This is a genomic window from Paenibacillus forsythiae T98 (assembly GCF_000520735.1).
GTDB classification, from domain to species: Bacteria; Bacillota; Bacilli; order Paenibacillales; family Paenibacillaceae; genus Paenibacillus_AQ; species Paenibacillus_AQ forsythiae.
The window spans coordinates 1-6,653 of sequence record NZ_ASSC01000822.1; the positions used below are offsets into that span (position 1 = coordinate 1).

Consider the following 6,653-nt stretch of genomic DNA (forward strand, 5'->3'; position numbering starts at 1 on the left):
TGTGAAATCTAACTCAAGCAACTCGCAGATGGCGACCTTACATCCCCATAGCTAAAGCGAGGGGGTTTACGTCGCAAACTATAAAATATATACTAGTTGAATATCGGAATATAATATGTTATTATTTAATAATATTTGATTTTCCTAAATTATGGATTCGCTAATAAGAAATTCCACAGATGATATTTAAACTGGTTTTCCGACTCACACTGGCGCGGTCATTGGAGCCGCAAGGACAGAAGAGAGGCAGGGCTTTTGTCGTTTTGGATGCAGAGCTATTATCGCCATGCGGCTGCTGGGAATAAAGAGGAGCATAAGCCCGTTGCTCACGAACGGCGGGAAGATTAAATATACATGAACGGAAACGGCTGGCCTTCTGTTGCAGACACCGGCGTTTCTGTTGCATATATTAAGCGCTCGGTAACCGCTGCTTGCGGATGCCGGGCGCTGTCCATTTTACAGAACATGCAGCCAGCCGGCCAGGGACATCCACAAAGGTACACTCAACATGACCCCAACAGCCAATCCCCGGCGGAAGCTTCCTTCTGCTTTCATCCTTCATTCCTCTTTCCCGATTTAAATAATCTCAATTTTAATTGCCTGAATTTAATATATATCATTTTGTTGTAATTAGTTGTGAAATATATCACATCATTATTTTTTTGTTTAGGAATCACAATTAAAAAAAACGGCCCTGCCTTGGGAGTGGACAGGACCGTAAGAGAATATATTACAAAACACTGGGGGGTGTTTGGTAAGTTCAATATACACCCCGAACCTGAAAAGAACCTGACCAAAACCTGAAAGGAAGCTTAAATTTTGGCTTGAACCGAAAAAAATTTCGCCTACAGCGCTACGCTGCCTTCATCCACCTTTTGCAGAGGCGTTATAACCTTGTTCCTGCCTGCACGTTTCGCGGCATAGAGCAAAGCGTCCGTATCCTCAAACAGCCGTTCCTTCGTCATTCCCTTCTCGAAGCTTTTGAGACCGATGCTTACGGTTACGGCCAGCCCTCCCAGTTCCGCATGCCGCGTCTCGGAGAACGCCGTCCGGACCCGTTCCATCAGGCCAAGCGCCTCTTCAAACGTCGGTTCAAACAGCAATACCGCAAATTCTTCCCCCCCATAGCGGGCGGCGATATCGGTGGAAGGAATGTTCTCCTGAATTGTGTACGCTACTCTGGACAAGACGAGATCGCCCGCCCGATGCCCGAATTTGTCGTTAACCCCCTTGAAATTATCAATGTCGAGCAGAGCCAGATGAAAGGGAACTCCCAATTCTCCGTATTCCAGCGCTTTTTCATAAAATTCATGGAACGACATGTGGTTGAACAATCCGGTCAGGGCATCCGTTCTGGATATCTTCAGGATCAGGGCATTCTCCGCCATAAGGTCCTGCTTGGCCGTCATGGTCGTCTCCAGATCGTGCAGCAGCTCACGCCCATTGACAATGATAATGCCAGCCACCAGCGTGCCGACAAGAATGAAGAGAGGAATGGAGACCAGATCGAACGGATTAAGAAAGGCCTTGAACCGGTAATCCCAGTTGTACAGAATGCAGAAGGCGGCAATCTGCAACGCAGCCGTATACATCGTCAAATCCAGCCGGAAGAAAATAGCCGAAGCCATAATCGGCAGCAGCATAACCGCCCCTATGATGCGTACATCCATATTGAGATGGATAATGACCATCGAGACGAAGGTGCCTGCGGTAAACATAGAAATAAAAGAGTATCTGGCCGCATACCGGTCAACCAATTGGGCCGCCGCGACCGTCCCGCCCATCAGCAAGGTCGGACCCGCAAGAACTTTGTAATAGAAAGCCCCGGCTTCAATCTCATATGGAAGAAAAAAATACGAGAACAATTGGGCGGCCAAATGCAGCGCAATAACTACCCAATAAGTCTCCAGGAAACGTTTGATCCATTTAGTCTGCCTATGTATGGAAGCATCGGACGCATTCAAGAAGTCCTTTATTCTCATTCCTTCACCACGCCAGAGTATTATTTTAGGATAAAATGCCGTTGACTTTTCATAATAATCTTGAAAATTGTACAGAAAAACGGGGAATTAATCAATCAAAAGTCAGGCAAACACCAAGTACGCCAACAAAGCAAAAAGCAGCCCCCCCCCCAATTCGGGAAGCCGCGTCACATTTTGGATAAGCCAGGAGCTTCATCCTGCTTCTATTTCTATTGATGCTTCAGCAAAATCCGGATAAACGGTTCATTCGCCCGGGAGGCGGAATCTTCAGTGAACTCCACGCTCTCAACCAAGTCCTGGCCTTCGGGGATGATAATCGGGGTTATGGGCGACAGCCCCGCGTCTGCAATCACCTCAAGGTCGAACTCCAGCAGCGTCTGGCCGGTTCTCACTTTATCGCCTGCACTCACACGGGGGTGGAAGCCTTCTCCCTTTAACGATACCGTTTCAATGCCGACATGAATCAATATCAAAATACCGGTTTCGTGTTCGAGCAGCAGCGCGTGCTTGCTCTTCTCCATTATATGGACGACCGTACCCGGACAAGGTGCCGTTACTTTACCCTCGGAGGGCAGAATAGCCCGTCCCTTTCCCATGGTGCCGCTTGAAAATGCCCGGTCGGGCACTTCTGTCAGCGGCAATACCCTTCCTTTTACCGGAGTCTCAAGGTTGATCGGCCTGTCGGCCTCCTTCTTTTTTGTGAATCGAAACATTCCGGTTCCTCCCTTACCGCTCTCAGCTCCGAACATTTTGAATATAGGCTATTCTACCATATTGACTAATCAGGATGTGGTGAATGAACAGAAGAACCGGCATAAAATCAAAAAGCACCGCTCCCGGGAGTCCCGAGAACCGCGCTATACCAAGGTTTATAGGATGCTGGTGAAGGGAATTGAACCCCCGGCCTACGCATTACGAGTGCGTTGCTCTACCCCTGAGCTACACCAGCAAGATATGACTTTGCCGTCACAACAGAAACTATTATACTCCGTTTGGTGGAAAAAGCAACTCCTTTTTCGGCCTCCAGCCAAGCATCCGCGCCTTGCGCGTGCGGAAGAGATGCCCTCCCGCCAGCACTGGGAAGACATTCCTTCGTTCGCGCCCGTCACCCGATGCGCGGGGCCGCTTGCCGCCCTGACAGCACCGCTATAAGGCGGCAATCATTCCCCAACGCCAGCCAGCCTACCCTACTCCCCGCTTAGCTTGCGCTCCACCGACTCCAGCTTCTGCTTGCTGCTGGCTTCCTTGTCGCGGCGGTCGTCGATTTTGAGCGAGGTGGACACCCGCTGGGCGCCATTGGCGAACGGCGCTTCATGCAGGACCTGCACAGCGGCGAGAATGCGCGGCAGCGGCCCTTCGATAATCGTACCCATGGATGTAAGCTCAAAGGTTATGCCCTCCACACCTTCCAGCGCGCGATGCATGCCTGCGACATAACTGCTGAGACTGGTGCTGCCGGTTCCGATCGGTATAACGGTAATTTCGGCAATAGCCATTTGAATACCCTCCCTTTCCATGCTGCACTTTTAAATACGTCAACATACAGCTTTTCTATATTGTAGCAACTGGGGAGCCGGGCTACAAATCGGAATAGCTTACACGGCTTAAATTCCACTCTCTCGCCCCTCTGTTGTTGAAATTGTGGATGAATTTGTGGATTACCTGTGGACCGTTTGTGGATGTTCTGTGGATATCAAAATCTCAAAAAATAGGTTTACAGATACAACATATTGGGTTATCTTAAATAAACGACAACAAAATATAGTGGAATCAGGTGCCGGGATCTCTGATGGGAGGTCCGGCTTAATAGGGAAGCGCGGTGCGAATCCGCTGCGGTCCCGCCACTGTAACCGGATGCTTCGTCCCTCAGACAAGGACGCGGGCGACATCTTCCGGCACAAGGCCACTGGGAGCGCGGGAGCGGCTCTTGGGAAGGCGCCGGAAGAACTGAAGGAAGCCAGGAGACCTGCCTGTTTCGGAGCGACACCATATAATGAGCGCCTGCGAGGAACAGGAGCGGTGACCGCATGCAGCTTGCAATCAAGTTGGCAGGCATTCTTGGAATGCCCTGCGCCGCATAGCGGCATTTCCTGCGTTCTTCGTGCGGGAGATGCCTTTTTTAAATTATAAAGTCTAAAAAATATTCAAATTCAGGCCTGGAATGCTACGGAGAGGGGAACTGCACAATGACGCTGCTGGAGAAATGGCAAGCCGGCGGGCAAAGCGCGAACGAAGTTCTGTTGGAGGAAGTTATCGGTTTGGGACGCGATATTATCGACAGTCTGGATATGGACCTGCTGAGGGAGAACGCCAATCTGAACGGGGAAAGCTTCTCCGGCAAGATGAGCAAATTCGGCAGCGAGTATTCCAAATGGTATGCCCGCAGCTTCACCATGCCGCCCCAGCTGGTCAAAGCGATCAAGGACAATGTCGTATATGTGCATGATCTGGACCAGTACGCCATCGGAACGACGAACTGCATTTTCATCCCGTTCGACAAGCTGCTCCGGCAGGGCTTCAACACCGGCAACGGCAGCGTCCGCCCCCCGAACTCCATTATGACGGCTATGGCGCTGACAGCGATTATTTTTCAATCCCAGCAAAATTCACAGTATGGCGGCGTGTCGGGAAGCAAGATCGACCATGATCTCGCCCCCTATGTGGCCAAGTCCTTCACCAAGCTGTTCCTCAAAGGCCTTGATTATTTCGAGGAAGGACAAGCCGGGGAAGAGCTCGGGGAAATTACCATGAGCCGGACCGAGCTGAAGGAACGCTACCCGATGGCTTACCGCTACGCCAAGAAGGAAACGGAGAGCGAGACGCTGCAGGCGGCCGAGAGCCTCATACATAATCTCAATACGATGTCCTCCAGAGCGGGCGGACAAATTCCGTTCACCAGCATCAATTACGGCACCTGCACCTCACCCGAGGGACAGCTTGTGATCGACAGCCTGCTGACAGCGACGATGAACGGACTGGGAAGCGGCGAGACGCCGGTGTTCCCGATCCAGATTTTTAAATGTAAACAAGGCGTGAATCAGCAGCCCGGCGATCCCAACTACGAGTTGTTCCTGAAAGCGACGGAATGCTCGGCTCGGCGGCTGTATCCAAATTTCGCGAATCTGGACGCTCCGCTGAATCTGATGTATTACGATCCGGCAGACCCGGATACCGAATTCGCGACGATGGGCTGCCGCACCCGGGTGCTGGGAGACCGCTTCGGACGCAATCACTGCTCCGGCAAAGGCAATCTGTCGTTCAATACGCTGAATCTTGTCCGGCTCGGCATCCGGAACGGAACGGCAACCGGCCTGCGCCGGGCGGCGGACGAGGAAGGCTTCTACGCTGACCTCGATCATTATATGGAGATTGCCCTGGACGGCCTGCTGCACCGCTTCCACATTCAGGGAGCGCAAAAGGCCAAAGCATCCGACTTCATGATGCGCGAGGGCGTATGGGAAGGCGGAGAGGAGCTTGCACCGGACGAGCAGGTGCGGGAGCTGCTGAAGCACGGCAGCCTGTCGCTGGGCTTCATCGGCATGGCCGAATGCATGAAAGCAATGTACGGCAAGCATCACGCCGAGGACCCGGAAGTGTACGGCAAGGCACTCGCCATTGTGCGGCATATGCGCGAGTTCTGCGACCGCAAGAGCGACGAGCTTAACCTGAACATCACCTTGTTCGCCACTCCGGCCGAAGGGCTGTCGGGCAAATTCACCAAGATCGACCGCAAGGAATTCGGCGCCATAAAAGGCGTTACCGACCGCGAGTATTACACGAATTCATTCCACGTTCCGGTCTATTATCCGACGGGGGCGGCGAACAAGATCAAGCTGGAGGCTCCGTTTCACGATTACTGCAACGCCGGCGCGATCTCATATGTCGAGCTGGACGGGAATGCGCGCAGCAATCCGGCGGCTTTTGTCAAAATCATCCGTTACGCCCTGGAGCAAAATATCAGCTATTTCAGCATCAACCACCCTGTCGACCGCTGCTCCGGCTGCGGATACGAAGGTGTAATCGGCGCGAACTGCCCCTCCTGCGGCGCTTCTGAGCAGAAGGTTCACATCCGCCGTCTGCGCCGGGTTACCGGCTACCTGACCGGAGATTACCAGACCCGCTTCAATGCGGCCAAGCAGGCCGAGGTCAGGGACCGGGTCAAGCATCTATGAATATTTGCGGCTACTACCCGGAGTCCATCAACGAAGGCGAAGGACTCCGCGCCGTCGTCTTCATCAGCGGGTGCCGCCACCGCTGCCCGGGCTGCTTCAATCCCGAAACCTGGAATTTCGGTTACGGGGAGCCGCTTACGCCAGAGCGCAAGCGGCAGATGATCGGCGAAATGGCCGCCAATCCGCTGCTGGAGGGTCTAACGCTGGCGGGCGGCGATCCTTTTTTCTCGGCGGAGGAAGCTGCGGAATTTATCCGCGAGGTGCGCGCGACGCTGCCGGAGTTCCCGGTGTGGATCTACACCGGCTACACTTACGAAGAGCTTGCAGCCATGCCGGGATCGCCGGAATGGCTGCTCCTGTCGCTGTGCCAGGTGCTGATTGACGGACGCTTCGTGGAAGTCTTGAAGGACACGACCCTCCGGTTCCGTGGCAGCTCCAATCAGCGGATTATCGACATCCAGGCCAGCCTTGCCGGATCGGAGATTGTGCTGTGGCAGCC

Annotated in this window: 6 protein-coding genes, 1 tRNA gene and 1 riboswitch; of the genes, 3 read left to right on the forward strand and 4 right to left on the reverse strand. The window is 53.1% G+C overall.

What is annotated here, in order from left to right; all coding sequences use genetic code 11:
• Nucleotides 1-354 precede the first annotated feature (354 nt).
• Nucleotides 355-630 carry a hypothetical protein gene (locus L692_RS33740; protein ID WP_156940586.1) on the forward strand — a complete coding sequence of 92 codons (276 nt, stop codon included), beginning with the start codon at nucleotides 355-357 and terminating at the stop codon, nucleotides 628-630.
• A 215-nt stretch (nucleotides 631-845) separates the two neighbouring features.
• Here the strand turns inward: L692_RS33740 and L692_RS0125130 are convergent, their stop codons facing one another.
• From L692_RS0125130 to L692_RS0125145, 4 genes are all read right to left on the reverse strand, one after another.
• Nucleotides 846-1,982, reverse strand: a complete 1,137-nt coding sequence (locus L692_RS0125130) for a GGDEF domain-containing protein (protein WP_232238862.1) — start codon at nucleotides 1,980-1,982, stop codon at nucleotides 846-848.
• A 209-nt stretch (nucleotides 1,983-2,191) separates the two neighbouring features.
• Complete coding sequence (locus tag L692_RS0125135; RefSeq protein ID WP_025702665.1) at nucleotides 2,192-2,695, reverse strand: PTS sugar transporter subunit IIA; 504 nt, start codon at nucleotides 2,693-2,695, stop codon at nucleotides 2,192-2,194.
• Nucleotides 2,696-2,859: 164 nt separating this feature from the next.
• Nucleotides 2,860-2,931 (reverse strand) — tRNA-Thr (locus tag L692_RS0125140).
• A 238-nt stretch (nucleotides 2,932-3,169) separates the two neighbouring features.
• Entirely contained in the window at nucleotides 3,170-3,478 is a 309-nt protein-coding gene (locus tag L692_RS0125145) for an MTH1187 family thiamine-binding protein (RefSeq protein ID WP_025702666.1), read from the reverse strand.
• Between the two features lie 259 nt (nucleotides 3,479-3,737).
• Nucleotides 3,738-3,970: riboswitch (cobalamin riboswitch) on the forward strand.
• A gap of 198 nt (nucleotides 3,971-4,168) precedes the next feature.
• Between L692_RS0125145 and L692_RS0125150 the strand changes: the two genes are divergently transcribed.
• A complete protein-coding gene (locus L692_RS0125150) occupies nucleotides 4,169-6,154 on the forward strand; it encodes an anaerobic ribonucleoside triphosphate reductase (protein WP_025702667.1) in 1,986 nt (661 codons plus the stop codon).
• Nucleotides 6,151-6,653: anaerobic ribonucleoside-triphosphate reductase activating protein (nrdG, locus tag L692_RS0125155; RefSeq protein WP_025702668.1), on the forward strand; the 503-nt coding region annotated here is incomplete at its 3' end. The genes L692_RS0125150 and nrdG, both read left to right, overlap by 4 nt.